Genomic DNA, 24,494 nt, shown 5'->3' with positions numbered 1-24,494 from the left:
CACCGAGATCCTGACAGCGATACTGTCAGCGTCATGACTGAGCTGGACGACCGCACGCCCATCATCGTCGGGGTCGGGCAGGTGGCCGATCCGATCGACGCGCCGGACTACCACCGCTGGTCGCCGGTCGACATCGCCGCGGAGTCCGCACGCCTGGCGCTCGCCGATGCCGGAGTCGACGGCAGCAGCATCGACACGATCGCCGCGATCCGCCAGTTCGAGGTCTCGACGCCGATCTCGTTCCCGCCATTCGGCTGCTCGAGCAACGTGCCGCGCTCGATCGCCCGGCGAATCGGCGCCGACCCGGCTCGCGCAATCGTCGAGATCGTCGGTGGGCAGAGCCCGCAGGCGCTGGTCGCCGAGCTGGGCGAGGAGATGCTCGTCGGTCGTTCGGAGGTGGCGTTGATCGCCGGGGGAGAGGCGATGTCGTCGGTCCGACACCTCGCCGGCGACGGTCAGCCCGACTGGAGCGAGAACCCCGGAGGTCAGCTGGAGGATCGCGGGTTCGGGCTGCGTGGCGTGACGACGTTGACCCAGGTGCGGCACGGACTGATGGACGCGCCGAGCCAGTACGCGCTGCTCGAGCACGCACGTCGCGGGCGCCTCGGCCTGGACCGAACCGCCTGTGCCGCCTCTATGGGCGAGCTCTTCGCCCCGTTCACCCAGGTGGCTGCGGCCATCCCGTTGTCGGCCGCCCCGGTGGCGCGCACCGCCGATGATCTCTCGACTGTCACCGACGAGAATCGCATGGTCGCAGATCCGTATCCACGCGCCCTGGTGGCACGTGACCTGGTCAATCAAGGGGCAGCCGTCCTGCTCATGACAGTTGCCGCCGCCCGCCGGCTCGATGTTCCCGAGCACCGGTGGGTGTATTTGCACGGCCACGCAGACCTGGTCGAGAAGACCCTGCTGGAACGGCCCGACCTCGGCGCCTCGCCCGCCGCTTCGGCCGCGATCGGTCAGGCGCTCGAGCGCGCCGGTGTCGGCATCGAGCAGATCGATGCGATGGACCTGTACAGCTGCTTCCCGATCGCCGTCAGCGCGGTGTGCGATGCGCTCGGCCTCGCCCCCGACGACCCCCGCGGCCTGACGTTGACCGGCGGCCTCCCGTACTTCGGCGGCCCGGGCAACAACTACTCCACGCACGCGATCGCCGAGGCGGTCGAGCGGGCCCGCTCCGGCCAGACCGTGCTGGTGGGTGCAAACGGCGGCATCATGTCGAAGTACTCCGCCGGCGTGTACTCGGCTGCCCCTGCGGCGTGGCCCCACACCTCCAGCCGGCGCGCCCAGGAAGCTCTCGAGACGGTCGAGTCAGTCGCGATCGCCTCTCGCCCCGACGGCTGGGCGACCATCGAGTCATACACCGTCGCCTCGGGGCGCCGTGGGGACGCGGTGGTGATCGTGGGCCGGCTCGAGGCGGAAGGCTCGCGCTTCCTGGCCAACCCGTTCGACGATGACGAGGAGATCCTGGCTCTGTTGACCGGCGATGCCGAGCCGCTCGGCGCTCGAGTGTGGGTCCGCTCGTTCGGCTACGGGAACCGGGTCACTCTCACCCGCGATCGAGCCGAGCAGCTCGCCCCGACACCGACGCTCGGTCTGCGTGACACCTACGAGCACATCGCCGTCCGGCGCGACGGTCGGGTCCTCGAGGTGACGATCAACCGCCCGGAGGTCCGCAACGCCCTGCACATCGACGCGCACCTGGAGATGAACCAGGTCTTCGACACCTTCGAGGCTGATCCCGACCTGTGGGTCGCGATCGTCACGGGGGCGGGCGACAAGGCCTTCTGTGCTGGCAACGATCTCACCGCCACGGCCAGTGGCGGATTCCCGTGGGAACCCGATGGCGGCTTCGGCGGTCTGACGTCACGACGTCTGACCAAGCCGGTGATCGCCGCCGTCAACGGCATCGTGTATGGCGGAGGCTTCGAGATCGCACTCGCGGCCCACCTGGTCGTCGCCGACGAGGAGGCCGCCCGGTTCGCGCTGCCCGAAGTGAAGGTCGGGCTCTTCGCCGCGGCCGGCGGTGTCGTGCGTCTGCCTCGACGCATCCCGCCCGCCATCGCGAACGACCTGGTGCTCACCGGTCGCTCGATGGATGCTGCGGAGGCGTCGCGCCTGGGGCTCGTCAGCCGCCTCGCGCCGGCCGGGGGCACCATGGCGGCTGCCCGCGCACTGGCCGCCGAGATCATCGCGGTCTCGCCGACATCGGTGCGGCTGTCCCTGCAGACCATCGAGGACACGCGTGGCATCGCCGACGAGATCGACGCGGTGCGCCACGACACCGACGCGCTCGATCAGCTGCTGGTCAGCCAGGACACGATGGAGGGAATCCTGGCGTTCGCCGAGAAGCGGCCGCCGCAATGGCGTAATCTCTGATCAGAGACAGTGCGACGCGTTCGAAGGGGAATGATGAACGGACGGGCGAAACGGTGGCACGCGGCCACGAGCATCGTCGCCGTGATGGTCCTCGCAGCGTGTGGAGTGGACCAGCAGGCTCCTGCAGCGGAGGCGTCCGTGGCCCCGGTCTTGGAGCTCTCCCCGGAGTATCTCGACGCCGCCGCGACGTACTCCATGGAGTTTCCGGACGACGTCGAGCTTCCCTCGATCGCTGATCGGCTCCAGGCGATCAATGATCTCGAGGAGGGGCCGACGACGTTCGAGGAGGGCTTCGAAGAGTCCATACTTGCGGTTGTCTGGCGGTGCGGGTGGGAGCGCTCCCTCCTCGAGGCGACGCAGCGCGGTGACAACCTCGCCCGCGACCGAGCCGGGACGCAGTTGTTGGGCTCCGCTGATGAGGTGCTGATCGAGAGGTGGGTCGAGGACCCCGACCGAATCTGGGAGCAAGAGGTCCTTGACCCGGCCCTCGCGGGCGACCTGGAGCCGCTGAAGGCCGATCTGGTCAACAGCTGCGGATACCCGTTCGTACCGTGAGCGTCCGCTTACGGTACGAACGATGATCCTCACGTCTGCGGACCCCTCTGCGGACCCGTCCGTGGCACCTGGGTCATCGCGTGGGACGGCCCCGACATGCTCGGCGCCGTGGCATGGCACGACCGACCCGACCACGTCGAGATCGATCGCGTGATGGTGCACCCGTCGGCTCATCGCCGTGGCGTGGGCACCGCCCTGCTGAAACGAGTCGTGGAGGCGAACGAGGGTCGTGACCTGGTGGTCGACACCGGTCGCGACAACCCGCCTGGCCTCGCGATGTACGCCAAGCAGGGCTTCGTCGCCGAGGGCGACATCGAGGCGGCTCCCGGACTGTGGCTGACCCGTCTGCGCCGGCCAGCGGGCAACTAGATCCGGCGAGCGGCGAAGTCGTGGATCTCGCGATCCACCTTCAGTCCCTTGGTCTCGAACCGAGTGACCGGTCGCCCCTCGAAACGCTCGTAGCGGCTGCCCTCGAAGTCGGTCGATCCGGTCAGGACGCTGTCGATCTGATCGGCGTAGTCGGCCCAGTCGGTCGCCACGCGCCAGGTGCCACCGGTCGGCAGCACCCGGGCAGCCAGCTCGGCGAAGGCGGGGGTGATGAGCCGGCGCTTGTTGTGACGGGTCTTGTGCCACGGATCGGGGAACCAGATGCGCAGCTCGGACAGTGACGCCGGCGCCAGTGCGGTGCTCAGCATCTCCGGAGCGTTGGCCACGGCCAGGCGAATGTTGGTCAGACCGTCGCGTCGGATGTGCAGCAGCGTCTGGGCGACGGCCGGGATGTACACCTCGAAGGCGAGGAAGTCGGTGTCGGGGTGCTCGGCCGCCGCGTGGGCCAGTGACTCGCCGTACCCGCTGCCGATCTCGAGGATCACCGGAGCGGTCCGACCGAACAGCTGCTCGGGGTCGATGCGGTAGTCGGGGTCGACCGAGGTGCTCGGGCCGTTGCGGGGCACGTCGAGGACGTACTCGTCGGCGAGCTGATCCCACGCCTTCTGCTGGCGCTCGCCGAGACGACCACCTCGCCGGGAGAAGGACACGGGCTGGGGGCGATAGGGCGGTTCCACCGAGTCAGCGTAGTCGGAGCGAACCGGATGCCCTCAGGACAGGCCCCGGAGCAGCTCGAAAAGGTTGCACCATCCAACGAGTGAGAACGGGATCGTTTCGATGGCCTGATGCGTTGTATAGAGTGGAGGCAACGACTCCAATCTTTCGGAGCCATCCCACGGAGGGAACCATGAAGAGCAGCAACCCCGTCTTCGCCCGCAGCGCCGAGTTCAACGGCCGCGGCGGTGCGGCAGCCAAGACCGCCAGCGATCCGTCGCAGTGGCAGGTCGACCTCACTGGTGAGGGAAACCCCACCCATACCGCAGCCGGCACGGGCCGCATGACCATCGAGACGGTGGTCGAGAAGACCGCCATCACGCTCGGTGTGCTGGTCGTCGCCGCTGCCGTCACATGGTTCCTGATCGGCGACGTCGCCGCTGACCAGGCCTCGCTCAACCGGGCCATGGCTTTCGCCTTCGGCGGCGCGATGATCGGCTTCGGGCTGGCCATGGTCAACTCCTTCAAGAAGGTCATCAGCCCCGGACTGGTGCTGGCCTACGCTGCCGTCGAGGGCGTCTTCGTCGGTGCCTTCTCCAAGGTGATCTCCACCTACGTCGGTGACCCCACGATCGTCTTCCAGGCTGTGCTGGCCACGATGGTCGCCTTCGGTGGAACCCTGGCCGCGTACAAGTTCTTCAACATCCAGGTCACGGACAAGTTCCGCAAGGTCATGATGATCGCGATGTTCAGCTTCGTGGGCGTCATGCTCGTCAACATGGTGCTGAGCCTCACCGGCGTGCTGGAGTCCGGCGGACTGCGCGGCTTCAACACGCTCGGCCTGGTCGTCTCGGCCATCGCCGTCGTGCTCGCCGTCTTCATGCTGATCCTCGACTTCGACTACGTCGAGAAGGGCATCGCGGCCGGTGCGCCGGAGCGGGAGTCCTGGCGCGCGGCGTTCGGTCTGACCGTCACCTTGGTCTGGCTGTACATCGAGATCCTGCGCATCCTCGCCATCTTGCGTGGCGACTGATCAACTGTTGATCTGAGACGAGCGGCCGGCTTCCTTCGGGAGCCGGCCGCTTGCTCTGTCTGGGGGACAGTCAGCGGCGACGGCGGAGCACGGTGGCCCAGCTGCGACCCTGGCCGGTCTCCTGAACGACCTGGGTGCCAGCGTTCTGGGAGGCCTCGGAGGCTGCCTCGTCCAGCGACATGACGTCGCGCGGCGGGCCGGCGTACGCAGCAGTGCGCTCGTGCTCGCGCCACGAGGCGGCGAGGGCCGGAACCAGCACCGAGACCATGTTGGCGTAGCCGGTCTCTGACGGGTGGAAGCGATCGACGCCGAACATCACGTCCCGTTCGGCCATGAACAGGACTCCCAGCAGTCCGCCGAGCGAGACCGCCCTGCCGCCGGCTTCGACCACCGCCACGGTCTGGCGACGGGCCAGCGTGCGGCTCAGGCTCCGCGCCACGGTGCGTAGCGGCTGCATGATCGGCTGCACGGTGCCAAGATCGGGACAGGTGCCGACCACCACCTCCGTGCCGAGGTCGACGAGGCGCCCGACGGCTCGGCCCAGATGATTCGCCGACGTGCGGGGCGATACCTGGTGGGTCACGTCGTTGGTGCCGATGATGATGACGGCGAGGTCCGGCCTGAAGTCGCCGACCTGATCGATCTGGGCGTTGAGATCCGATGCCTTGGCGCCGACGACGGCGCGGCAGCGGACGTCGATTTGCGCATCGAGCACGTGGGCCAGGCCGATGCCGATCATGGCTGAGGGTGTCGCGTCGGCGCGTTCCATGCCGTATCCGACGGCGGCGCTGTCGCCGAGCACCAGGACCTGGATCGGGGATCCGGGCAGGTCGGCGCCGTAGAGGCCGTCCGGGGACGGCGGACGAGCATCGGTCATACCGATGGCGCGGCGGGCCAGCAGCGCTTCTCCCACCAGGAACCCGTAGAGGCCGGAGAGTGTCACCGTGCTTCCGACCGCTGCCGCCGCGGCGACAGTACGGGGGCGTGGCATGGGTTCATTCTAGGCCGTGGCACTGTGACGCCGTGACCCAGAGGACCCCCAACCTGCGCGACATCGGATCGACTCCCACAGCGGACGGAGGACAGATCCGCTCCGGCGCCGTGTTGCGCAGTGCCCTGCCCTTCGACCACGACGTGGTCGACCACGTCGTGTGGCCGCCAGCGGTCGTGCTCGACCTGCGATCAGAGGCGGAGATCGCCCAGCACCCCACCCTCGCCGCCCCTCCGACGGTCCACCTGCCGCTGCTGGCGTCGCTGCGGCCCGAGAGCCATCTCGACGGCACCCTCGTCACGCTCTACGCCGCCGTGCTCGAGTCGGCGGCCCCGCTGCTGGTCGAGGTGGTGCGCATCGTCGCCGATGCGCGGGGCCCGGTGCTGATCCACTGTGCTGCGGGCAAGGATCGCACCGGCATCTCGGTCGCGCTGCTGATGCGGCTGGTCGGGGTCGAGCGTGATGTCGTGATGGCCGACTACGTGCACACCAACGAGCACATCGACGCGGTCGACGCCCGCCTCCGCGCGTTGAGCGGGAACGAGCGGCGCGACGAGCTGCCGCGCGAGTACTTCCACGTGGTGCCTGCCGCGCTGGACGCCGTGATGGACATCTGGGACGCGGCGCCCGGCGGCACGGTGGGGTGGCTGGAGCGCGAGAGCCGTGACCTGGGTGGAGGAGACGAGGATCTCGTGGAGCGACTGCGGCAACGTCTGTTAATCTCAGATACCGACAGTATCTGAAATCTCTCGAGAGGCACTGACATGACCACCATCGCAGGCAAGGTCGCCGTCGTCACCGGAGCTGGATCAGGCATCGGGCGTGCACTCTCGGTGGAACTGGCTCGTCGTGGAGCACGGTTGGCGATCAGTGATGTCGACACCGTGGGCCTCTCCGAGACCGAAGCGCTCGTGCGAGCTGTCGGCGTCGAGGTCAAGGCCGATCCGCTCGACGTCTCCCAGCGTGAGCTCGTGCTGGCCTACGCCGACGAGGTCGCCGAGCACTTCGGTGTGGTCAACCTCGTGTTCAACAACGCTGGCATCGCCTTCTCCGGCGACATCGAGGCGATGTCGTTCAAGGAGATGGACCGCGTGATCGACGTCGACTACTGGGGTGTCGTCGCCGGCACCAAGGCGTTCCTGCCGCACCTGATCGCCTCGGGCGAGGGGCACGTGGTCAACATCTCCAGCATCTTCGGCCTCTTCAGCGTGCCGACGCAGAGCGCCTACAACTCCGCCAAGTTCGCGGTGCGCGGCTTCACCGAGGCGCTGCGCCAGGAGATGAAGCTGCGCCGACGCCCCGTGCAGGTGACCTGCGTGCACCCCGGCGGCATCAAGACCAACATCGTGAACAACGCCACCGCCGTCGACGGCCTGGACAACACCAGGTTGGCGCAGGACTTCAACGCCAAGCTGGCGCGCACCACGCCCGAGAAGGCTGCCGAGGTGATCCTCAAGGGCGTCGAGAAGAACAAGGCCCGCGTGCTGATCGGCGCCGATGCCATTGCCCTGGACGCGATGGTGCGCCTCATCGGGCCGCGCTACCAGCCGCTGGTCACGTTCTTCACCCGCCGCAACGGCATGTGAGCCTCACGCGTAGGTGACGCCCGTGGCGTGCAGTGGGCAGTAGCCGTACGGGTTCTTGACGAGGTACTGCTGGTGCACGGCCTCGGCGTAGTAGTACTCGTCCAGCGGCAGGATCGACGTGGTGATCTCGCCGTAACCGGCCTGGGTCATCTGCTGCTGGTACGCCTCGCGCGACGACTCGGCCTGGGCCTGCTGCTCCTCGCTCGTGGTCAGGATGACCGAGCGGTAGTTGGAGCCGCGGTCGTTGCCCTGACGCATGCCCTGGGTGGGGTTGTGGTTCTCCCAGAACACCTCGAGCAGCTGCTGGTAGGTGACCATGGACGGGTCGAAGATCAACCGCACGACCTCGGCATGGCCGGTGCGTCCGGTGCAGACCTCGTCGTAGGTGGGGTGCGGTGTGATGCCGCCGGCGTAGCCGACCGTGGTGGACCAGACGCCCGGGACCTCCCAGAACGTCTTCTCCTCACCCCAGAAGCAGCCGAGGCCGAACACGGCGATCTCGAAGCCGTCGGGGCCGTCGGTGACCAGCGGGTTGCCGGTCACCAGGTGGGTGTCGCCGACGTCGAACGGGCGCTCGGCGCGTCCGGACAGGGCGTTGTCGGACGTGGGCAGTTCGGACTTGCGACCAAACATGGTCTTCACCTCTCGTGGGACTGCATTCATCGTCTGTTCGGTTGAACGTCACGCGCCCTCCCGATGTTCCTGCCGACGTGTCATAGGCTCGTGACGGAGGTTCGAGTGAGTGACAAGCGGTACGAGGTCCCGGTGGGCGTGGAGATCGCCACGCAGTGGGCCTGGCGACTGCTGATCATCGGTGCCGCCGGATTCGGGGTCATCTGGCTGCTCGGCTACTTCAGCGAGATCACGATTCCGTTGGCCATCGCGCTGCTCGGCACGGCCCTGACCGTCGGCGCCGTCGACTGGCTGCAGGCCAAGGGTGTGCCTCGGGCGGCGGGAACGTTCGCCGTGGTGCTGACGATGCTCGCCGCGTTCTTCGGGATGCTGGCCCTGGTCGGTCAGCAGCTGTCGACCCAGGTCACCGACCTGCGCGACAACGTGGTCGAGGGAATCTCGCAGGTCCAGGACTGGGCCACCGACGGACCCCTCAACCTCAGCGACAACCAGCTGCAGGGCTACATCGACGAGGTGCGCGAGTTCGTCGCCTCCAGCGACACGGCGGTCCTGGCCCGCGTGACCGAGGTCGGCACGACCCTCACGCACGTGCTGGCAGGGTTCTTCATCGCGTTGTTCGCGGCCTTCTTCTTCCTCTACGACGGCAACCGCATCTGGTCGTGGTTCGTGGCGATCTTCCCGGGGGAGGCGCGCGAGAAGATCGACTCCTCGGGCCGGACCGCGTGGCTGACTCTGACCATGTTCGTGCGAGCCACGGTGATCGTCGCACTCGTCGACGCCGTGGGCATCGCCCTGGCGGCGTGGGCCCTGGGTGTTCCGCTGTCGTTCGCGATCGGGGTCCTGGTGTTCCTGGCAGCCTTCGTGCCCGTCATCGGTGCGTTCGTGTCAGGCCTGGTGGCGGTGCTCGTGGCGCTGGTCGCCCAGGGACCCGTCGTCGCCCTCTTCATGCTGATCGCCGTGGTGGTGGTGCAGCAGGTGGAGGCACACGTTCTGCAGCCGTTCCTGATGGGCCGGTTCGTCTCGGTGCACCCGCTCGCGATCATCCTGGCCATCGCGGCCGGTGTCGCAGTCGCCGGCGTGGTGGGCGCGCTGGTCGCCGTCCCGCTGGCCGCCTGTCTGAACGGCGTCGTGCGGCACCTGGTCGACTCGGCGCAACCTTTCCAGAGTGAACCCGAACCCGAAGTGGAGATCGAGGACGGTGTCGAGGTCGAATGAATCTGAGTGACGTGCGGGCGGCCCGCGAGCTGTTGGACGGAGTCATCGAGTACACGCCGATCGCGCACTCGCGCTGGCTCAGCGAGCGCGCGGGCACCGATGTCGTGCTGAAGGCGGAGAACCTCCAGCGCACCGGATCGTTCAAGATTCGTGGCGCCTACGTGCGGATCGCCCGGCTGACCGAGGTCGAGCGAGCCCGCGGCGTGGTCGCGGCCAGCGCAGGCAATCACGCGCAGGGGGTGGCGCTGGCGGCCTCCATGCTGGGCACCCAGGCCACCATCTTCATGCCGAACGGCGCCGCCCTGCCCAAGGTGGCCGCCACCGAGGGCTACGGCGCCGAGGTGCGGTTCCACGGCAGCGGGGTCACCGAGGCACTCGTCCCGGCGCTGGAGTTCGCCGAGTCGACGGGTGCGGTGCTGATCCACCCGTTCGACCACGAGGACATCGTGGCCGGACAGGGCACCGTCGGCCTGGAGATCCTCGAGCAGGTGCCCGACGTCCGTACGATCCTCGTGCCGCTCGGGGGCGGTGGCCTGACCGCCGGCATCGCGTTGCTCAAGACGGAGCGGCCCGACATCCGCATCGTCGGCGTGCAGGCCGAGGAGGCTGCCGCGTTCCCCGGATCCCTGGCCGGCGGCAAACCGGTCGCCGCGAAGATGCGCCCCACCATGGCCGACGGAATCGCCGTGGCCCAGCCCGGGTCGATCCCGTTCGAGATCGTGGCCGAGCACCTCGACGAGGTCATCACGGTCAGCGAGGAGGCCCTCAGCCGGGCGCTCATCGGCCTGCTCGAGCGGGCCAAGTTCCTCGTCGAGCCTGCCGGGATCGCGGCCGTGGCGGCGCTGCTGGAGCGTCCCGGCGACTTCGAGGGTCCTGTCGTGCCGGTGCTGTCCGGCGGCAATGTCGACGCGTTGCTCCTGCTCGACGTGATCCGCCACGGGCTGGTGGCCGGTGGCCGCTTCATGGCGCTGAAGGTCCGCATCTCGGACCGTCCTGGCGCACTGATGGGACTGCTCAGCGATCTCGCGTCACTGCAGGTCAATGTGCAGAACGTCAATCACGACCGGGCGTCGGACTCGTTGCTGATCAACCAGGTCGACGTCGACGTGCAGTTCGCGACCCGGGGCCCGCAGCACCGCGCCGAGGTGCAGCGCCGTCTGGTCGAGCTGGGCTACGTGCTGGTGTAGCTCAGAAGGGCCCAGCTCAGAAAGGTTTGGCGGCGACGACCTCGACGCTGATGGTGGAGCCGTTGGGGGCGTCGTAGCTGACGGTGTCGCCGACCTTCTTGCCCTGCAGGGCCGCGCCCATGGGGGAGGTGGGGGAGTAGACGTCGATCTCGACGCTGGAGTCGAGGCTCAGCAGCTCGCGCGAACCGAGCAGGAACTGTTCGGTGTCGTCGTCGCCAGCGAAACGGATCGTGACGATCATGCCGGCCTCGACGAGTCCGTCGTCGGCGGGCTTCTCGCCGACCTCAGCCTTGCGCAGCATGGCCTCGAGCTGGTCGATGCGGGCCTTGGTCTTGCCCTGCTCCTCGCGGGCGGCGTGGTAGCCGCCGTTCTCCTTGAGGTCGCCCTCCTCGCGGGCGGAGGCGATCTTGGCGGTGATGTCGTCGAGCACCACGTTCTTGAGGTGATCGAGATCAACCACCAGGCGATCGTAGGCCTCTTGGGTGACCCAGATGGTCTCAGAATCGGTGGGCTGGCTCATGTCGCCTCCTAGACGTAGCGCACCCCGGGAATCTGCCCGGGGTGAACGTCACATCCTACCAGTCAGCGCACCTGCGCACACGTCCTCAGCGTTCCGGTGACAGCGCGTCGCTCCGTCTGGATGTCGATCTCGATGCGCTCGACCTCCTGGGACGAGCTCGCGACGTCGACGGTCTTCTCACCCACGATGGAGTGGTCCAACGCCTGTGCGTAGACGGTGCACCGGACGTCGAGCGGATCGGGGCGAACGACGTCGAGGTTGACGGTGACCAGGTTGTCCGACGCGATGTCGTAGGAGTACACGCGGGCCGAGACGGGGTCCTTCTGGAATCCGACCCAGGCGGCGAAGGCCACGCCGATCGTCACGCCGATCGCAGCGACGGTCGGCCAGAACCAGCTCGGACGGGCGGTGCGGCCGTATCGCTGCTGCAGGTCGGTGGAGTTGCTCACCATTCCAGTGTCTCAGCAGGGTGTCTGAGTCGGGAACACCCGGCGCGCTGTCGCTGTTGCAGCCGAGGGAAGATGATGTGACCCCGAAGGAGAGTTTCCGTGGCCGATCTACGCCTCATGCACGTGCACGCCCACCCCGACGACGAGTCCAGCAAGGGTGCTGCGTCCACGGCCAGGTACGTCGCCGAGGGCGTCGACGTCCACGTGGCCACCTGCACGGGAGGTGAGCGCGGCGACATCTTGAACCCGCAGTTCGAGCACCCCGGCATCACGGACAATCCTGCGCTGATCACCGAGATCAGGCGCGAGGAGATGGACCGGGCCCGCGAGATCCTCGGGATCACCCAGGACTGGCTGGGCTTCGTCGACTCCGGCTGGCCCGATGGCGACCCCAAGCCGCCGCTGCCCGAGGGCTGCTTCGGGTTGATGAACATGCAGGACGCCGCCGAGCCGCTGGTGCGCCTGATCCGCTCGTTCAAGCCGCAGGTGCTGACCACCTACGACGAGAACGGCGGCTACCCGCACCCCGATCACATCAAGTGCCACGAGATCAGCGTGTGGGCGTTCGAGGCCGCAGCCGACCCCGAGGCCTACCCCGACGCCGGTGAGCCGTGGCAGGTCTCGAAGCTCTACTACCACCTGGGGTGGAGCTACAAGCGCATCGAGGCGATCTCGAAGGCCATGGACGAGCACGGACTCGAGAACCCGTACGCCGAGCGGCTCGAGAAGTGGGAGCGCAAGCCCGAGGATGAGGAGCGCCTCACCACGCAGGTCGAGTGCGCCGAGTACTTCCCGGTTCGTGATGCGGCGCTGCTCGCGCACGCGACCCAGATCGATCCCGACGGCTGGTTCTTCAAGGTCCCGCACGAGATCCAGGCGGCCGCGTGGCCCTACGAGGACTACCAGCTGGTGACCTCGCACGTCGAGACGCAGCTGCCCGAGACGGACCTGTTCGCCGGCCTGCGCTGATCTGGGTGCTCGGGCGGGCTCAGTGCTGGGGCGGACTCAGTCGAGGTGGCGCGACCAGGCGAAGCAGTACAGGCCGAAGGTGGCCAGACCTGCTGCGACGAGGCTCAGCAGGTAGGGGCCGAACGGCTGGTCTCGCAACGTCTTGAGCGCGTCATCGAGTCCGCCTGCCTTGTCAGGGTCGAAGGTGATGGCGGCCCAGGCGAAAAGTGCGCCGATGATGCCCAGGGCGATGCCCTTCGCGGCCCACCCGACCGTTCCGATGCGTTCGATGGCCCGGCCCGAGGGCCCGATCGTCGCCCCGGGCGCAAGGTCCTGGGTGAACGAGCTGGTGATGCCGCGCCACACCTGTCGGGCGGCGATCACGAGGATGACGACACTGACGACGCCCACGAGCGTGCGACCGAAGGGGACGCTCATCAGGCGTGCCGTCGCGGCCTCCTCGCTCGACCCGCTGCCTGAGCTGCCGCCCGAACCGATCGCGATGCGTCCGGAGGTGATCGTGAGGGCAAGGTAGATCACGGCCCTGCCGACGGACTGGGCCCGCTTCCGCCACAGCGTGGCCCCCTCATTCCCCCGGTGTCCCCAGATCGCCTCGGTGATCTGCCACACCGCGAGGGCGGCAAGTCCGATCACGGTGATCCACAGGACGACGGCGCCGAAAGGCTGACCGGCCAAGGTCTTCAGTGCTCCGCCGGCGCTGGCGTCCTGCCCGCTACCCGACCAGGCGACCTGCGCGGCGATGACGGCGATCAACAGGTGGACGACGCCGTAGGCCACCAGTCCCACCCGGGCGCCGGCCTGCAAGGTCACGGTGTCGTCGACGTCTGTGGCTTCCATAGGTCCGGATGCTCCCATGCGCGGAGACCACGGCACGGATCCGGCCCGTCACAGGTACGGTGGCAGCATGCTTGAGCAAGTCGTCGTGACCTCCTTCGTGGCCTTCGTGACCGCGGACGTCCCCATCACGCCCGAGAATGTGAAGCCCGGATGGATCGCGCTCGGTGTCGTCGCTGCGATGGGTCTTGGCCTGGTGGTGCTCGTCCGCTCGTTCATCAAGCACTCACGCGTGGCCAATCGGCCCTGGGAGGGCGAAGACTCCGCATGAGCGACCGGTCAGGCGACGAGGAGGCGCAGGAGCCGCTTCCCGTCCCGCGACACCTGGTCGAGCGCGGTGAGGTCACCGGACATGAACGCACCTACTGACTGCTCGAACATGCCGTCGTACGCGGCGTAGGCGAGGGACGGCTCGACCTGCACGGTGGTGTGGGACAGCGCGCCATACCGAGTGACGATCTTCCAGATCATCTCCTGCAGCAGCCCATCGATGTCGCGGATCACCTCGACGAGCTCGTGCTGGAACCTGCTCTGGTTGCGCAGGTCGTACCAGAGTCGGTGCATGGAGGCTTCGTCGCGCAAGGTCTCGGCCATGGCCGTCGAGAATCGATCAGCCAGCTCGTCTGCGGTGACGGACGTGGCGACGATGTCGTCGTAGTGGGTGGCGCAGTCCGTCTTGTACTGACGCACGCACTGTTGCAGCAGATCGTTCTTGTCGGTGAAGTAGTAGTGCAGGACGCCGTGGGAGAACTCGGAGTTGTCGGCGATGTCGCGCAGTCCGGTGTTGGCGTAGCCGCGGTCGGCGAGCGTGACCAGGGCCGCCGACGCCAGCTCTTCGCGGCGGCGCGAGAACTTGTCGACGGACGACTTCTCGGCGCGGTCGTTCGACGTCGTCACCATCAGCTCCTCCCGTCCAGCTGTTCCTGAGTCTAGTCGTCCTGCGCCTGTGCACTGGGAGATCGCATCCTACTGGACAGGCGTCAAGAATTATCTTGACGGTTGTCAAGATCAGTGGTGTGCTGTGACTCAGGTCATATCCACGACGAAGGGAACAGCGACATGGCAACGTGCGATCTGAGTGGCCGCAAGGTCCTCATCACCGGAGGAGCCCGAGGGCTGGGGCTCAAGATGGCCGAGACCGTGGCGGCCCAGGGCGCGGCCGTGGTCGTGGCAGACATCGATGCCGAGGCCGGGCAGGCCAGTGCCGACGCACTCGCCGAGCAGGGACACCAGGCGTCGTTCGTCCACCTCGACGTGACCGACGATGCGTCCTGGGCGGCCGCGGTCCCTGACGCCGTGGCTGCGCTGGGCGGTCTTGACGTGCTGGTCAACAACGCAGGGATCGAGATCACCGATCTGTTCGTCGACCTCGATCCGGCCAATGCCCGCAAGACCTTCGACGTCAACGTGGTCGGCACCATGCTGGGCATCAAGCACGCCTTCTTGACCATGCGTCCCGAGGGCGCCGCTGGAGCCGGCGGCGCGGTCATCAACATCGCGTCCGTCGCCGCGACGATCGCTTTTCCTGGAATCGCCGCCTACTCGGCGTCGAAGTCCGCCATCGATCGACTGACCCGCGTCGCTGCTGCAGAGTCCGGTCGGCTCGGATACGGCGTGCGGGTCAACGCGGTCTGCCCGGGCCTCGTGCCCAACGCGATGGGCGCCCAGCTGGCCAACGACACGGCTGAGCGAGGTCTCTTCGGCTCACCGGACGAGGCCGTCGGTGCCGTGGTCAGCCTGACCCCGTCCGGCCGCCTGGCGACCGAGCAGGACATCGCCAACGGCGTCGCCTTCCTCGCCTCCGAGGACTCGGCCTTCGTCAACGGCGTCGCCCTGTCGGTCGACGGCGGCATGGGCATGTGAACCCCGACCTCTTCCATCCCTTCCACCAGATAAGGAACCCCCATGAGTGAGAAGTCCGTCGTCGTATACGGCGCATCCGGGTACACAGGTCGACTGATCTGCGAGTACCTCCGTGAGTACAACGTCCCGTTCATCGCCGCCGGCCGCGACGAGGAGAAGCTGGTCTCGTCCATGGCCTCCCACGTCCCCGGCATCGAGACGGCCGACTTCGAGGTCGTCCAGGTCGACCACGAGGTCGGCGCGCTGACCGCGCTGTTCTCCGGCGCCTCCGTGGTGCTGAACACCGTCGGACCGTTCAGTCGGTACGGGCCCGAGGTGGTGGAGGCCTGCCTCGCGGCCGGTGTCCACTACACCGACACCACCGGTGAGCAGGACTGGGTCATCACGTGCGACGAGAAGTACGGCGCGGATTTCGCCGCAGCAGGGCTGGTCCTCTCGCCCGGACTCGCACAGATGTACACGACGGGGGAGATCGCGGCCGAGATCGCACTGGAGAAGCCGGGCCTCGACACGCTCGACATCGCGGTCTTCTGGGGAGGCAGCCCCACGGTCGCCTCCACGCAGACCATCTTGTTCAACGCGGCCCTGACCGACGCGCACTATCTCGAGCAGGACGCGTACGTGCCGTTCGATCCCGAGGCAGGTCACTTCCACCTGAATATTCCCGGGCAGCACGAGGTCGCGCTCGCCCTTCCGTGGGGTGGCACGTCGCATCCGGTCTGGTACCGGAAGGATCCACGCGTCGCGAACGTCAAGGCTCTGGGTGGCGTCTTCAACCGCGGCCTGATGCTTGCGGTCCCGCAGATCGTGGCCGGCGCCATCGAAGCGACCGAAGGCATGGGAGTCGAGGAGAAGTACGCCGCCCTGGCAGCCACCGCCTCCCAGGTCATGAGCGAGATGCCTCCGCGCGAGAACCCGCGGGTCAACAAGTCGATGGACTCCGTCCACGCATCGGGCCCGCTCGGTCGTGCTCATGTCGTCATCCACGGCAAGGAGAACTACAAGCAGACGGGTCTGTTGCAGGCCTACGCCGCCTACTCCCTGCTGCAGCAGCCGCCCAGGAGGGTCGGTTTCGCGTCGGGCTGCCAGGCCTTCGGTCATCGCGAGCTGCTCGGGCAGCTGATGGGCTTCGGCCTCGTGCAGGCGCCCGTCGTCACGATCGACTGACGCGTCTCATGCACTTCGCTTTCCTGCCCGAGGCACGCTGCACCGCCGATCCGGACGCTGCGGCGATCGCCGATGACACGACGTCGCTGACCAACGCCGACCTCGCGGACCGCGTGAGGTCGGCCGCTGGCGCCCTCGTCGATCGCGGGGTCGGTCCTGGTGACGTCGTGGCGGTCCAGTTGAAGAACCGGGTCGAGCTGATCGTGGTCCTCTTCGCCACCTGGCGGATCGGGGCCACGGTCAATCCACTCAATCCCGTGCTCACCGGGGCCGAAGCGCGTCACCAGGTCCTCGATGCCCGGTCAGTGGTCCTGATCACCGAGGACGGCACCGGTCCGGTCGCCGACCTGTCGACCCTCGCAGTGTCGAGCCTCGAGTCGTCCACGGAGCTGCCGATGGCTGAAGCGCGTCCCGGCGACCTGGCGATGCTGATCTACACCAGTGGAACCACGGGGCGGCCCAAGGGCGTGATGCTCACGCACGCCAATCTCGATGCGATGACGGGAAGCTTCATCGAGTGGTTCGACATCACCTCGGCGGACCACAGCCTGCTGGTGCTTCCGCTGTTCCATGCCAACGGCATCGTCCTGGGCACTCTCACTCCGCTACGAGCGGGCGGTCAGGTCACGATCGTGGGCACGTTCTCGCGCGACAGGTTCTTCGCCGACGTCGAGCGAGTACGGCCCACCTACTTCTCGGCGGTGCCGGCCATCTACGCGATGCTCAGCTCCCTGCCGGACGACGTCGTTCCCGACACCTCGTCCCTGCGATTCGCCGTCTGCGGTGCCGCGCCAATGCCGGCCCAGCTCATCGACCGGTTCGAGCAGCGGTTCGGTCTCACGCTGGTCGAGGGGTACGGATTGTCCGAGACGACGTGCGCGTCGACGATCAATCCGCTGCGCGGTGTTCGCAAGCCCGGAACGGTGGGCCTGCCCCTCCCCGGTCAGCAGGTCGGCGTGATCGACCCGGACGGTGAGCTGCTCGCTGCCGGCGAGGTGGGCGAGGTGGTCATCTCCGGCCCGACCGTGATGACCGGTTATCTCGGTCAGCCCGAGGAGACGGCGAGGACCATCGTCGATGGGTGGCTTCGAACCGGTGATGTCGGCCGATTCGATGCCGATGGGTATCTCGTCCTGGTCGATCGGGTGAAGGACATGATCATCCGGGGCGGCGAGAACATCTACCCCAAGGAGATCGAGTCGGTGCTGTATCAGCAGGCCGACGTCCTCGAGGCCGCCGTGGTCGGCGAACCCGACGACGTGCTCGGCGAGGTGCCGATCGCCTTCGTCGCCCGCCGCCCGGGCGGGACGGTCGACGAGGCCACCCTGCTCGAGCACTGCCGCGAACAGCTCAGCAGGTTCAAGCTGCCCACCCGGATCACGCTGCTCGATGCGCTGCCCAAGAACGCCGTCGGCAAGATCGACAAGCCAGCTCTTCGACGTCTCACGGAGTCCTGACGGTCCGCACTAGGCTGAGTCGATGAGCGAAAGTCTGCGGCTGGCCAATCTCGACTACGACGTCGAGGACCACATCGCGCTGGTCCGGTTCAACCGGCCGGACCAGCGCAACACGTTCAGCAAGCAGATGGCCGTCGACATCGACGCGGCGATGTCTGCCGCCGACGTCGACGACGCGGTACGTGTCGTTGTCTTCGCGGGCAGCGGCGGACACTTCTGTGCCGGTGCGGACCTCGAGGCCGCGATGTCGGGCCAGCTCGGCGCGGGCGACACCTTCGACGATCTCGCCGGCGACATCACCGGCGTGGAACGAGACTCCGGCGGGTTCGCGGCCTTGTCCATTGCGCAGTCGCGCAAGCCGGTCATCGGCGCCATCGAGGGATCGGCAGTCGGCATCGGGGCCACGCTGACGCTGCCCATGGACGTCCGCGTGGTGGGGGAGTCGACCCGGTACGGATTCGTGTTCAACCGTCGTGCCCTGGTGCCCGAGGCGGCCTCGTCGTGGTTTCTGCCGCGGGTCGTCTCGCCGGGCAAGGCCATGGAGTGGGTGCTCACCGGCCGTCTGATCGGCTCGGCCGAGGCGTTGTCCGCCGGGCTGGCCAATCACGTCGTCGCCGATGACGAGGTCGTCACCACGGCGCTCGGCATTGCGCGCGAAATCGCCGATCGCACCTCGCCGGTCTCGGCCTCGCTGGCTCGCCAGATGATCTGGCACGGGCTCGAGGCCTCGTCACCGTGGCAGGCCCACGCCGCGGAATCGCGGGCGCTGGCCGAACGCTTCGCCAGCGCCGACCTGGCCGAGGGCATCTCCTCGTTCTTCGACAAGCGCGATCCCGCGTTCCCGATGACGGTGCCGTCCGATCTTCCCGACGTGGTGGATCGTCCGGCCCAGCGGCCCGCGGATCTGTAGGGACTGATCCGCGGCGGCTGCGACTGGTCCTCAGTCCATCGCGAATCTGCGGCGGTAGGACGTCGGGGTGGTGCCGTAGGCGTCGGCGAACCGTTGGCGGAACGTGACGACGCTGCCGAAGCCGCTGCGGGTGGCGATGGAGTCGATCGACAGGGTCGAGCGTTCGAGCAGTCGGCGGGACTCGTCGAGGCGCCGGGTCGTCAACCACCTCGCAGGGCTCGAGCCGGTGAACTCGGTGAAGCGGCGGGTGAAGTTCCGTCTGCTCATTCGGGCGTGCGTGGCCATCGCGTCGACGGTGATGCGCTGGTCGAGGCGGCCGAGGGCCCAGTCGATCGTGTCGCCGAGCTGTCCGACGCCGTCCGGCTCGGGCACGGGACGGGAGATGTACTGCGCCTGCCCGCCCTCTCGGTGCGGCGCGACCACGAGGTGTCGGGCCAGCGTCGAAGCGGCCTCAGAACCAAGCTCGCGCCGGACGATGTGCAGGCAGGCATCGATCGCCGACGCAGTCCCGGCCGATGTCAGCACGTCGCCGTGGTCGATGTAGATCGCGTCGGCGTTGACCACCACCGCGGGATGGCTGGTCGCCATCTGCTCGGCAGCGCTCCAGTGGGTGACGACGGTTCGCCCGTCGAGCAGGCCCGAGCCAGCCAGGGGAAAGGCGCCCAGGCACAGACCTGCCAGGCCGGCACCTCGACCGGCGGCTTCATGGATCGCCGTCGACACCTCGGGGTCGGCAGGGCGCAGGTCGGAATGCCACGAGGGGAAGACCAGCAGATCGGCCTCGAGGGCGGCGTCCGGACCGCGGAGGTGGTCGAGCGTCATTCCCTCCGCCGTCGTCACCTGCGGCTGGGTGCTCCACACCGCCGTCGTCCAGGAGGTGTCGAGGCCGAGCTGGCGCACCTCGGTGAACACCGTCGTCGGGACGGACAGGTGAAACAGGCTCATCTGGTCGAAGGCGTGGATCGCGATCTTCATGGTCTGCTCCGTTCAGGCTTGGCCCGAATCCATCGGAAGTCGGCATCTGTGCCACTCACGCTACCGCGAAGACGCGACGAGACTGGAGTTCAACCCCGAATCAAGGAGCTCACCGTGACCGCCAAGCGTGCACTCATCGTCATCGACGTCCAGAACGAGTACTTCGACGGCATCCTGCAGGTCCAGTACCCGTCCCGTGAGGAGTCCCTCGCCAACATCACCCGCGCCATGGATGTCGCCGTCGAGCTCGACATGCCGGTCGTCGTGCTGCAGCACGAGCTGCCCGAAGGTGCGCCGGTGTTCGCGGTCAACTCGCCCAGCTGGACGCTGCACCCGGAGATCGAGAGCCGCCTGAAGCCGGAGTTCAAGCGGGCGTCGAAGGTCTGCGGCAGCGCCTTCACCGGCGAGGGAGTTCCCGAGTTCCTCGCGGAGCACGGGGTCGAGACCGTCTCGATCGTCGGCTACATGACGAACAACTGCGACATCGCCACGGCCGCGGACGCCGAGGTCCGCGGGTACGGCGCGGAGGTCCTGTCCGACGCGTCCGGAGCCATCCACCTGGCGAACGAGGCTGGCAGCGTGTCGGCCGAGCAGCTGCACAAGACGCTGATGGTGCTGCTGAACTCGAACTTCGCCGCCGTCGCCACCACCGATGCGTGGATCGAGGCCGCCCGCTCGGGCGCCGAGCTGCCGAAGAGCGATCTGGGCACCTCCGCGACACAGGGCCGCGCCGAGTTCGACGCCTGAGTCACCTCACGATTGGGTGCGGGCCGTGCTGGCAGACATGTCGAGGGACGTGACACATCCCGACGACGTGTTAAGTTTACTGGGAATACTTAACGCGTAGTTCGGATGAGTCGAAAGAGTTGACACATGTCCTGGAGCCCCGAGATCCCTTTCAATGAGCTACCGCCGCTGCCGCCGGCGGGTCTCGATCTTGAACCCAAGGCAGTACTCAAAGCGACAATCGAGGCGCGAACCGCCTTGGCAACACTGGCCCAAGCGGGTCAGCTCCTGCCCAATCCCAACATCTTGATTCATGCTGTCCCGCTGCTTGAAGCGCAGGCCAGTTCGGAGATCGAGAACATCGTCACGACCGCCGATGAACTGTTCAAGCACGTTGATTCAGGAGGGGGAGACCACGCCACCAAGGAGGCCCTGCGCTATCGGACCGCGCTGTTCGCCGGCGTCGATTCGGTCAGAAGTCGGCCGTTGACTGGAGCGACAGCAGCTCGAATCTGTTCCGAATTGCAGGGCCGGGACATGTCTGTCCGCGCGGTACCAGGCACTCGCATCGCGAACCCCAGCACGCGAGAGATCGTGTACGCGCCGCCCGAGGGTCCTGACCACATTCGAGAGAAACTCTCGGCGTGGGAGCGTTTCATCCATGCCGACGACGATCTCGATCCGCTGGTGCGCATGGCCGTGGCTCACTACCAGTTCGAGGCAATCCACCCATTCCATGATGGCAATGGGCGTACCGGCCGCGTCATCAACATCTTGATGCTGATCGACGCTGGTCTGCTGAACGAGCCCATCCTGTACCTCTCACGCGCGATAATTGCCCGGAAGAACGACTACTACCGACTCCTGCGTGCGGTGACGGCTGAAGGCGCATGGATCGAGTGGATTCTCTACATGCTTGATGTAGTCCGGGAGTCTGCAACGTCAACAACACGCAAGATTGCAGCGATCCGCATGTGCCAGGAGGACATTGCCGAGCGAGCGCGTGCGGCCACCACGGGTGGACGCGACGCCCAGTTCCTGGCTGTCCTCTTTGAGCAGCCCTACAGCCGAATTAGCGCTGTTTCTGATCGCTGCGGTGTTTCTCGGCAGACGGCCTCGTCGTGGCTGCATGCCTTGGTCGAAGCAGGGCTCCTCAGTGACGTCAAGGTTGGCAGAGAACTTCTCTTCGTCAATCACGAGTTCTTGGATGTGCTGACCCGACCGGAGTGAGCTTCGTGAATCATTCGTTCAAAGGTGACACACGAGTCACTCGTTAGGAGTCATGGGAATGGCCAATCGTCTCGCCCACGCCACCAGCCCGTACCTGCTGCAGCACGCCGAGAACCCTGTCGACTGGTACGAGTGGGGTCCCGAGGCGCTTGACCTGGCGACGTCGCTGGATCGCCCGATCCTGCTGAGCGTCGGTTACGCGGCCTGCCACTGGTGCCACGTGATGGCGCACGAGTCCTTCGAGGACGCCGACACCGCGGCCTACATGAACGAGCACTTCGTCAACATCAAGGTCGATCGCGAGGAGCGCCCCGACGTCGATGCGGTGTACATGCGCGCCACGCAGGCCATGACCGGTCAGGGCGGCTGGCCCATGACCTGCGTGCTGACGCCGACCGGGGAACCGTTCTTCGCCGGCACCTACTTCCCGCCCGAGCCGACGCAGGGCCGACCTGCCTTCACGCAGATCCTGCAGGCGCTCTCCGAGGCGTGGACCGACAAGCGTGAGGAGGTGCTGGAGGTCGGTCAGAACGTCCTGGGGCACCTGTCCGAATCGATCGACGTCGGGGGAGCGCCCCTGAGCGCCGAGGACCTGGACGGTGCTGCGGCCAAGCTCGCGTCGTCCTACGACGAGGACGCCGGTGGCTTCGGCACGAGCCCGAAGTTTCCGCCGTCGATGGTGCTGGAGTTCGCGCTGCGTCACGCCGATCGGACCGGCGGCTCGCTCGATCAGGTCGCCGGCACCTGCGAGGTGATGGCCCGTGGCGGCATGTACGACCAGCTGTCCGGCGGCTTCGCCCGGTACTCGGTCGACCGGTTCTGGCAGGTGCCGCACTTCGAGAAGATGCTCTACGACAACGCCCAGCTGCTGCGGGTCTACCTGCACTGGTGGCGACAGATCGGTCCGGAGGGGGACGGCTCGGCGCTGGCCGAGCGCATTGTCCGCGAGACCGCGCAGTTCCTGCTCGACGAGCTGCGCACGCCCGAGGGCGGCTTCGCGTCGGCCCTCGATGCGGACAGTGCTGACCAGGCGGGTGCAGTGCACGAGGGCACCTTCTACGTCTGGAACCCGCACCAGCTGATGCAGGTGCTCGGCACGGCCGACGCCGCCTGGGCCGTGCAGCTGCTGGGCGTCACTGGCCCCGGCACCTTCGAGCGCGGGTTCTCGACCCTGCAGCTGCGTGAGGACCCCTCCGATCCTGAGCGCTGGGCTGACGTCCGCAGCAAGCTGCTGGCGGCTCGAGCCACGCGCACCCGCCCGGCTCGCGACGACAAGGTGGTCGCCTCGTGGAACGGTCTGGCGATCTCGGCCCTGTGCGAGGCCGGAGTGCTGTTGGACGACCCCGCGTTCACTCGCGCCGCACTCGAGGCGGCCGAGCTGCTGGTGCGCGTGCACGGCACCGACAGCGCGGCCTTCGCCCGCACCTCCCGCGACGGCGCCGCTGGCAACAACCTGGCGGTGCTGGAGGACCTGGGCGCGGTCGCCGAGTCGTTCGTCGCGGTGCTGGGCGCGACGGGGGACCCAGTCTGGTTGGAGAGAGCGCGGGTGCTGCTGGATCGGGCCCTCGATCAGTTCACGGACGACGATGGTCGCTTCTTCGACACCGCGGCCGACGCCGAGCCGCTGATCGTGCGGCCACGCGATGAGTCCGACAACGCCTACCCGTCAGGCACCTCGGCCATCGTGCACGCCCTGATCGCCTTCGCCGCAGTCACCGGTGAACACCGGTACCGCGACGCCGCCGAGTCAGCCGTGGCAGCGACCGCGCTGCTGGCCACCGAGGTTCCACGCTTTGCCGGGTGGACCCTGGCAGCGGCCGAAGCGCTGCTGGCCGGCCCCCGGCAGGTCGCTGTCGTCGGATCGGCTGAGGATCGGGGCGACCTGCATCGCGCTGCGCTACGCCTGACCTCACCGGGCACGATCGTCGTGGCAGGCGATCCGGGACTGGACGTCCCACTGTTCGCCGATCGCACGCTGGTCGACGGCAGGACTGCTGCCTACGTGTGCGAGAACTTCGTGTGTCGATTGCCGGTCACCGACGTGACGCAGCTGCGCTAGGACTGCTGGTAGGCCAGCAGGCTGACGCCGATGTAGTGCACGATGAACGCCGCGATCGTGAAGCTGTGGAACACCTCGTGGAACCCGAACCAGGTGGGCGACGGGTTGGGCCACTTGAATCCGTAGACGACCGCGCCGATCGAGTACAGGACGCCGCCGACGATCAGCAGCACCAGCACGGGGGTCGAGGCGTTCTCGGCGAACTCGGGGAAGTACAGCACCGCGGCCCAGCCGAGCAGCAGGTACAGCGGCACGTAGAGCCAGCGCGGTGAGCCGATCCAGAACATCTTGAACGCGACACCGGCCAGGGCCCCTCCCCACACCAGGGACAACATGATGATCGCGTGCGACGTGCTCAGCAGCAGCACCGAGAACGGGGTGTAGGAGCCAGCGATCAGCAAGAAGATGTTGGCGTGGTCGAAGCGTTTCCAGAACGCGCGCATACGGATCGACCACGACCCGGTGTGATAGGTCGCCGACACGCCGAACAACAGCATGGCGCTGACCATGAACACGGCTACGGCGAATCGAACCACGACATCATCGGCGATCACCATCATGACCAGGAAGGCGAAGAACGCCAGGGGGAGCGTGGCGGCGTGGAGCCAACCGCGCAGGTGGGGCTTGATGTCCTCGACGGTGTCGCGCATCCGAGTCCCGACCTCGTCGACCAGGGCCTCGGTATCGGTGTCCGCCATGGGCATACATTAGCCGC

The 24,494-nt window shown here is 67.4% G+C and carries 26 protein-coding genes; 17 read left to right on the top strand and 9 right to left on the bottom strand.

Annotated elements, in window-relative coordinates:
• Positions 1-33: 33 nt before the first annotated feature.
• The 3 genes from ACHAA3_RS01725 (at position 34) to ACHAA3_RS01715 (ending at position 3,303) form a co-directional block, all read left to right on the top strand.
• Entirely contained in the window at positions 34-2,379 is a 2,346-nt protein-coding gene (locus ACHAA3_RS01725; RefSeq protein WP_435707204.1) for an acetyl-CoA acetyltransferase, read from the top strand.
• A 138-nt stretch (positions 2,380-2,517) separates the two neighbouring features.
• Positions 2,518-2,934: a hypothetical protein gene (locus ACHAA3_RS01720; protein WP_435707203.1), complete on the top strand. Its 417-nt coding sequence runs from the start codon at positions 2,518-2,520 to the stop codon at positions 2,932-2,934.
• A gap of 75 nt (positions 2,935-3,009) precedes the next feature.
• A complete protein-coding gene (locus tag ACHAA3_RS01715) occupies positions 3,010-3,303 on the top strand; it encodes a GNAT family N-acetyltransferase (RefSeq protein ID WP_435707569.1) in 294 nt (97 codons plus the stop codon).
• On the opposite strand, the gene trmB is transcribed toward ACHAA3_RS01715, so the two are convergent.
• On the bottom strand, positions 3,300-3,998 hold the full coding sequence (gene trmB, locus ACHAA3_RS01710; RefSeq protein WP_435707202.1) for a tRNA (guanosine(46)-N7)-methyltransferase TrmB: 699 nt from the start codon (positions 3,996-3,998) through the stop codon (positions 3,300-3,302). The two genes, ACHAA3_RS01715 and trmB, sit on opposite strands and share 4 nt — an antisense overlap.
• 170 nt (positions 3,999-4,168) lie before the next feature.
• On the opposite strand from trmB, the gene ACHAA3_RS01705 reads away from it, so the two are divergent.
• Entirely contained in the window at positions 4,169-5,008 is an 840-nt protein-coding gene (locus tag ACHAA3_RS01705; protein WP_435707201.1) for a Bax inhibitor-1/YccA family protein, read from the top strand.
• A 70-nt stretch (positions 5,009-5,078) separates the two neighbouring features.
• On the opposite strand, the gene ACHAA3_RS01700 is transcribed toward ACHAA3_RS01705, so the two are convergent.
• Positions 5,079-5,999 carry an SGNH/GDSL hydrolase family protein gene (locus tag ACHAA3_RS01700; RefSeq protein WP_435707200.1) on the bottom strand — a complete coding sequence of 307 codons (921 nt, stop codon included), beginning with the start codon at positions 5,997-5,999 and terminating at the stop codon, positions 5,079-5,081.
• Between the two features lie 32 nt (positions 6,000-6,031).
• Here ACHAA3_RS01700 and ACHAA3_RS01695 point away from each other — a divergent pair, with 32 nt between their 5' ends.
• Both ACHAA3_RS01695 and ACHAA3_RS01690 read left to right on the top strand, forming a co-directional pair.
• Positions 6,032-6,742 (top strand): tyrosine-protein phosphatase, encoded by a 711-nt coding sequence (locus ACHAA3_RS01695; protein WP_435707199.1) that lies wholly within the window; start codon positions 6,032-6,034, stop codon positions 6,740-6,742.
• Positions 6,743-6,763: 21 nt separating this feature from the next.
• The gene (locus tag ACHAA3_RS01690; RefSeq protein WP_435707198.1) at positions 6,764-7,585 is read left to right on the top strand and encodes an SDR family NAD(P)-dependent oxidoreductase; all 822 of its coding nucleotides are present in this window, start codon (positions 6,764-6,766) and stop codon (positions 7,583-7,585) included.
• 3 nt (positions 7,586-7,588) lie between these two features.
• Here ACHAA3_RS01690 and msrA read toward each other — a convergent pair whose 3' ends face one another.
• Positions 7,589-8,218, bottom strand: coding sequence for a peptide-methionine (S)-S-oxide reductase MsrA (gene msrA / locus ACHAA3_RS01685; protein WP_435707197.1), 630 nt, complete (start codon positions 8,216-8,218; stop codon positions 7,589-7,591).
• Positions 8,219-8,323: 105 nt separating this feature from the next.
• On the opposite strand from msrA, the gene ACHAA3_RS01680 reads away from it, so the two are divergent.
• Positions 8,324-9,433: an AI-2E family transporter gene (locus ACHAA3_RS01680; protein WP_435707196.1), complete on the top strand. Its 1,110-nt coding sequence runs from the start codon at positions 8,324-8,326 to the stop codon at positions 9,431-9,433.
• The gene (ilvA, locus tag ACHAA3_RS01675) at positions 9,430-10,620 is read left to right on the top strand and encodes a threonine ammonia-lyase (protein WP_435707195.1); all 1,191 of its coding nucleotides are present in this window, start codon (positions 9,430-9,432) and stop codon (positions 10,618-10,620) included. The genes ACHAA3_RS01680 and ilvA overlap by 4 nt, the downstream gene beginning before the upstream one ends.
• 16 nt (positions 10,621-10,636) lie before the next feature.
• Here the strand turns inward: ilvA and greA are convergent, their stop codons facing one another.
• Both greA and ACHAA3_RS01665 read right to left on the bottom strand, forming a co-directional pair.
• Positions 10,637-11,140, bottom strand: a complete 504-nt coding sequence (gene greA / locus ACHAA3_RS01670) for a transcription elongation factor GreA (protein ID WP_435707194.1) — start codon at positions 11,138-11,140, stop codon at positions 10,637-10,639.
• Positions 11,141-11,202: 62 nt separating this feature from the next.
• Positions 11,203-11,589 carry a DUF4307 domain-containing protein gene (locus ACHAA3_RS01665; protein ID WP_435707193.1) on the bottom strand — a complete coding sequence of 129 codons (387 nt, stop codon included), beginning with the start codon at positions 11,587-11,589 and terminating at the stop codon, positions 11,203-11,205.
• 117 nt (positions 11,590-11,706) lie between these two features.
• On the opposite strand from ACHAA3_RS01665, the gene mca reads away from it, so the two are divergent.
• Positions 11,707-12,558: a mycothiol conjugate amidase Mca gene (gene mca, locus ACHAA3_RS01660; protein WP_435707568.1), complete on the top strand. Its 852-nt coding sequence runs from the start codon at positions 11,707-11,709 to the stop codon at positions 12,556-12,558.
• A gap of 36 nt (positions 12,559-12,594) precedes the next feature.
• Here the strand turns inward: mca and ACHAA3_RS01655 are convergent, their stop codons facing one another.
• Positions 12,595-13,395, bottom strand: coding sequence for a DUF1206 domain-containing protein (locus ACHAA3_RS01655; RefSeq protein ID WP_435707192.1), 801 nt, complete (start codon positions 13,393-13,395; stop codon positions 12,595-12,597).
• Between the two features lie 67 nt (positions 13,396-13,462).
• On the opposite strand from ACHAA3_RS01655, the gene ACHAA3_RS01650 reads away from it, so the two are divergent.
• Positions 13,463-13,663 carry a hypothetical protein gene (locus tag ACHAA3_RS01650; RefSeq protein WP_435707191.1) on the top strand — a complete coding sequence of 67 codons (201 nt, stop codon included), beginning with the start codon at positions 13,463-13,465 and terminating at the stop codon, positions 13,661-13,663.
• 8 nt (positions 13,664-13,671) lie between these two features.
• Here the strand turns inward: ACHAA3_RS01650 and ACHAA3_RS01645 are convergent, their stop codons facing one another.
• A complete protein-coding gene (locus tag ACHAA3_RS01645; RefSeq protein WP_435707190.1) occupies positions 13,672-14,289 on the bottom strand; it encodes a TetR/AcrR family transcriptional regulator in 618 nt (205 codons plus the stop codon).
• A gap of 162 nt (positions 14,290-14,451) precedes the next feature.
• Between ACHAA3_RS01645 and ACHAA3_RS01640 the strand changes: the two genes are divergently transcribed.
• Genes ACHAA3_RS01640 through ACHAA3_RS01625 form a run of 4 tightly spaced genes read left to right on the top strand, consistent with a single transcriptional unit; the run spans position 14,452 to position 18,789 of the window.
• Entirely contained in the window at positions 14,452-15,255 is an 804-nt protein-coding gene (locus ACHAA3_RS01640) for an SDR family NAD(P)-dependent oxidoreductase (RefSeq protein ID WP_435707189.1), read from the top strand.
• Positions 15,256-15,297: 42 nt separating this feature from the next.
• Positions 15,298-16,422, top strand: coding sequence for a DUF5938 domain-containing protein (locus ACHAA3_RS01635; RefSeq protein ID WP_435707188.1), 1,125 nt, complete (start codon positions 15,298-15,300; stop codon positions 16,420-16,422).
• Between the two features lie 8 nt (positions 16,423-16,430).
• Complete coding sequence (locus ACHAA3_RS01630; RefSeq protein ID WP_435707187.1) at positions 16,431-17,879, top strand: class I adenylate-forming enzyme family protein; 1,449 nt, start codon at positions 16,431-16,433, stop codon at positions 17,877-17,879.
• Positions 17,880-17,901: 22 nt separating this feature from the next.
• Complete coding sequence (locus ACHAA3_RS01625) at positions 17,902-18,789, top strand: enoyl-CoA hydratase-related protein (protein ID WP_435707186.1); 888 nt, start codon at positions 17,902-17,904, stop codon at positions 18,787-18,789.
• A 30-nt stretch (positions 18,790-18,819) separates the two neighbouring features.
• On the opposite strand, the gene ACHAA3_RS01620 is transcribed toward ACHAA3_RS01625, so the two are convergent.
• Entirely contained in the window at positions 18,820-19,764 is a 945-nt protein-coding gene (locus ACHAA3_RS01620; protein WP_435707185.1) for a GlxA family transcriptional regulator, read from the bottom strand.
• Positions 19,765-19,878: 114 nt separating this feature from the next.
• On the opposite strand from ACHAA3_RS01620, the gene ACHAA3_RS01615 reads away from it, so the two are divergent.
• The 3 genes from ACHAA3_RS01615 (at position 19,879) to ACHAA3_RS01605 (ending at position 23,779) form a co-directional block, all read left to right on the top strand.
• On the top strand, positions 19,879-20,511 hold the full coding sequence (locus ACHAA3_RS01615; protein WP_435707184.1) for an isochorismatase family protein: 633 nt from the start codon (positions 19,879-19,881) through the stop codon (positions 20,509-20,511).
• Between the two features lie 126 nt (positions 20,512-20,637).
• Positions 20,638-21,720, top strand: coding sequence for a Fic family protein (locus ACHAA3_RS01610; RefSeq protein ID WP_435707183.1), 1,083 nt, complete (start codon positions 20,638-20,640; stop codon positions 21,718-21,720).
• Positions 21,721-21,778: 58 nt separating this feature from the next.
• Positions 21,779-23,779 (top strand): thioredoxin domain-containing protein, encoded by a 2,001-nt coding sequence (locus ACHAA3_RS01605; RefSeq protein WP_435707182.1) that lies wholly within the window; start codon positions 21,779-21,781, stop codon positions 23,777-23,779.
• Here the strand turns inward: ACHAA3_RS01605 and trhA are convergent.
• A complete protein-coding gene (trhA, locus tag ACHAA3_RS01600) occupies positions 23,776-24,477 on the bottom strand; it encodes a PAQR family membrane homeostasis protein TrhA (protein ID WP_435707181.1) in 702 nt (233 codons plus the stop codon). The two genes, ACHAA3_RS01605 and trhA, sit on opposite strands and share 4 nt — an antisense overlap.
• Positions 24,478-24,494 lie beyond the last annotated feature (17 nt).

The sequence above is a fragment of the Aeromicrobium sp. CF3.5 genome (assembly GCF_051262695.1).
Lineage (GTDB): Bacteria > Actinomycetota > Actinomycetes > Propionibacteriales > Nocardioidaceae > Aeromicrobium.
The sequence above is the reverse complement of the archived record's forward strand: the minus strand, read 5'-3'. Positions and strand labels throughout refer to the sequence as shown.

Bases quoted from the DNA above. Each gene is read 5' to 3' on its own strand.
- ACHAA3_RS01610 (WP_435707183.1), top strand. From the start codon at position 20,638: ATGTCCTGGAGCCCCGAGATCCCTTTCAATGAGCTACCGCCGCTGCCG.
- ACHAA3_RS01625 (WP_435707186.1), top strand. From the start codon at position 17,902: ATGAGCGAAAGTCTGCGGCTGGCCAATCTCGACTACGACGTCGAGGAC.
- ACHAA3_RS01700 (WP_435707200.1), bottom strand. From the start codon at position 5,999: ATGCCACGCCCCCGTACTGTCGCCGCGGCGGCAGCGGTCGGAAGCACG.
- ilvA (WP_435707195.1), top strand. From the start codon at position 9,430: ATGAATCTGAGTGACGTGCGGGCGGCCCGCGAGCTGTTGGACGGAGTC.
- ACHAA3_RS01640 (WP_435707189.1), top strand. From the start codon at position 14,452: ATGGCAACGTGCGATCTGAGTGGCCGCAAGGTCCTCATCACCGGAGGA.
- ACHAA3_RS01725 (WP_435707204.1), top strand. From the start codon at position 34: ATGACTGAGCTGGACGACCGCACGCCCATCATCGTCGGGGTCGGGCAG.
- ACHAA3_RS01620 (WP_435707185.1), bottom strand. From the start codon at position 19,764: ATGAAGATCGCGATCCACGCCTTCGACCAGATGAGCCTGTTTCACCTG.
- ACHAA3_RS01635 (WP_435707188.1), top strand. From the start codon at position 15,298: ATGAGTGAGAAGTCCGTCGTCGTATACGGCGCATCCGGGTACACAGGT.
- msrA (WP_435707197.1), bottom strand. From the start codon at position 8,218: ATGTTTGGTCGCAAGTCCGAACTGCCCACGTCCGACAACGCCCTGTCC.
- ACHAA3_RS01655 (WP_435707192.1), bottom strand. From the start codon at position 13,395: ATGGAAGCCACAGACGTCGACGACACCGTGACCTTGCAGGCCGGCGCC.
- ACHAA3_RS01630 (WP_435707187.1), top strand. From the start codon at position 16,431: ATGCACTTCGCTTTCCTGCCCGAGGCACGCTGCACCGCCGATCCGGAC.
- greA (WP_435707194.1), bottom strand. From the start codon at position 11,140: ATGAGCCAGCCCACCGATTCTGAGACCATCTGGGTCACCCAAGAGGCC.
- ACHAA3_RS01605 (WP_435707182.1), top strand. From the start codon at position 21,779: ATGGCCAATCGTCTCGCCCACGCCACCAGCCCGTACCTGCTGCAGCAC.
- ACHAA3_RS01705 (WP_435707201.1), top strand. From the start codon at position 4,169: ATGAAGAGCAGCAACCCCGTCTTCGCCCGCAGCGCCGAGTTCAACGGC.
- trhA (WP_435707181.1), bottom strand. From the start codon at position 24,477: ATGGCGGACACCGATACCGAGGCCCTGGTCGACGAGGTCGGGACTCGG.
- ACHAA3_RS01690 (WP_435707198.1), top strand. From the start codon at position 6,764: ATGACCACCATCGCAGGCAAGGTCGCCGTCGTCACCGGAGCTGGATCA.
- mca (WP_435707568.1), top strand. From the start codon at position 11,707: ATGCACGTGCACGCCCACCCCGACGACGAGTCCAGCAAGGGTGCTGCG.
- ACHAA3_RS01650 (WP_435707191.1), top strand. From the start codon at position 13,463: ATGCTTGAGCAAGTCGTCGTGACCTCCTTCGTGGCCTTCGTGACCGCG.